The organism is Lactobacillus sp. B3795 (genome assembly GCF_026535805.1).
GTDB lineage: Bacteria > Bacillota > Bacilli > Lactobacillales > Lactobacillaceae > Apilactobacillus > Apilactobacillus kunkeei_C.
Map to the genome: position 1 here is coordinate 235,654 of NZ_JAFNPE010000006.1, position 2,137 is coordinate 237,790.

Below are 2,137 nucleotides of genomic sequence, written 5' to 3' on the forward strand. Positions count from 1 at the left end.
GAAAAGATATAAAATGTAATCAACAAGAAATATAATATCAAAATCATAGATGCTTGTCAATGACTTTTTTACCTAATCGCAAGTGTTAAAACTGCGATGTCATTGGTATGTCTCAACCAATCAACAAATAATATAATATCGAAAATCGCGGTTTAAGTCAACACTTTTTCTATACTTTTTTAAATTTTTAGTGCATGTTTAAATCTCGTAAGACCTGGTGTAATAATATAACCATCACAACGGCTAATACTAATCCAATACTACCTAATACTAAAAAGTAGTTAACGTTATCTACAGAGAAATATTTAACGACTTGAGAGTTGATAGCTTGACCGGTAGCATCTGATAGATACCATACCCCCATCATTTGTGAGACAAAGTTTTTAGGTGCTAAACGGTATGTTACTGCAAGCCCTACAGGAGAAATAAACATTTCACCTAAACAGATAATTCCAACGGTAGCGATGATCCATAGTGGATTAACTTCACTACCAGCTAAAAACTTAATTGGAACAAATAGAATTAAACATCCAATACTTGCTAGAATTACCCCTAGTGGGAATGTCTTAACAGCATTACTTTCCTTATGATGCCAAACTTTAGCAAAGAATGGAGTAAGGATCAAAATGAATAATGGGTTAATTGCTTGGTACCATGTTCTTGAAATATGAACGTGGAAGTCACCATTATGGAAAATCCCTAATAGAATAAAGAATACAAGAATTGCCGCTGTAAATGCCTTTAACAAGACACTAGTGCTCTTCTTATGGACAAAGTAACCGATAATCAGTGAAACAAAGATAAAAAACGCTAAAACCGCATACTTCCATACATAGAAATCATTATCAGTACTACCACTCGCCATCATTGCTAAAACAATTGGTCCTTGTTCCTCTACTCCCCAGAAGAAAGCAGCACAAATGAATAGAAGTACGTAAACAACCATTCCCTTTCTTTCCTTTTGAGTAGTATGGTTACTACTAATAATCACAAAGAAGTAAATGAATGGAATAACGATTGTTATCACGCTAAGTAAAGTAATAACATTATCAAGATTCAATGCATCAAACACATACATTAATAGGAATACTAATGCGATTGAAACAACGAATAACATAACTCGATCAAGTAGCTTTTTAATTTCGTAAGGTTCAATTGGATTTAAAGTGTAAATACTATTATTTTGATTATAGTCCTTGGTGTGTTTTTCAAAGATAGCAAGTCCAATTGCCATCGCAATGGCACCGATTAAGAATCCAAGATGGAAATTAACATGCACACCAATATAACCGATAATGATTGGCGCTAAGAAAGCACCAATATTAATCCCTGAAAGAAAAATGGTAAAACGATATGCCCTAGTGTTATATCGTTCATCATATAAGTTACCAACCATCGTTGTGATTGTTGGCTTTAACAATCCAGTCCCCACAGTTAAAAATACAAGAGATATAAATAATAACCAAATTGTATTATGGAGTGGAATCGTTAAAATTAACTGACCTAAAATAATTAAGATGGCACCGAGGGAAACTGTTCTCTTTCCTCCAAGAATTCTATCACTAATGTAACCTCCACAAGCAGCAGATAAGTAACTTAGTGATCCATAGATTGCAAACAATGATGCAGCTGTGGAAGGCTTAAAGCCAAGGCCACCCCTGCTTAATGAATAGTACATGTAGTACAAAAGGATTGCTTGCATACCATAATAGCTAAATCGTTCTAGTGATTCAGTTAATGTTAATGAAATTAGACCCTTTGATTGATTATCATTATCAATTTTATCCAATTAATACTCCTCCAAACAATTAAAAATCATAGCAACGGTAATTATACTCTCTGATTAAAATTTTATCAATTTTACCAAAATTTAATCATCTGAAAATAAAAAAACTAGGACGACTAAGTCCTAGTTAATTTATGCCGGCTGCAGGACTTGAACCTGTGACCGCCGGTTTACGATACCGATGCTCTACCAACTGAGCTAAGCCGGCAAATGCTATGTATATTTTAATATACAAGAAAGGTGCTAACAAATGTTAGCACCTCTTTATATACTCCGAATGTCAGACTCGAACTGACGACAACCTGATTAACAGTCAGGTGCTCTACCAACTGAGCTAATTCGGAATAACGC

1 protein-coding gene and 2 tRNA genes are annotated in these 2,137 nt (G+C 34.3%); all 3 read right to left on the reverse strand.

Annotation, left to right across the window (positions count from 1 at the left end; genetic code table 11):
• Positions 1–187: 187 nt before the first annotated feature.
• Positions 188–1,789 carry a peptide MFS transporter gene (locus J3U50_RS04485; RefSeq protein ID WP_301945646.1) on the reverse strand — a complete coding sequence of 534 codons (1,602 nt, stop codon included), beginning with the start codon at positions 1,787–1,789 and terminating at the stop codon, positions 188–190.
• A gap of 132 nt (positions 1,790–1,921) precedes the next feature.
• A tRNA-Thr gene (locus tag J3U50_RS04490) sits at positions 1,922–1,994 on the reverse strand.
• Between the two features lie 63 nt (positions 1,995–2,057).
• Positions 2,058–2,130 (reverse strand) — tRNA-Asn (locus tag J3U50_RS04495).
• Positions 2,131–2,137: the final 7 nt, after the last annotated feature.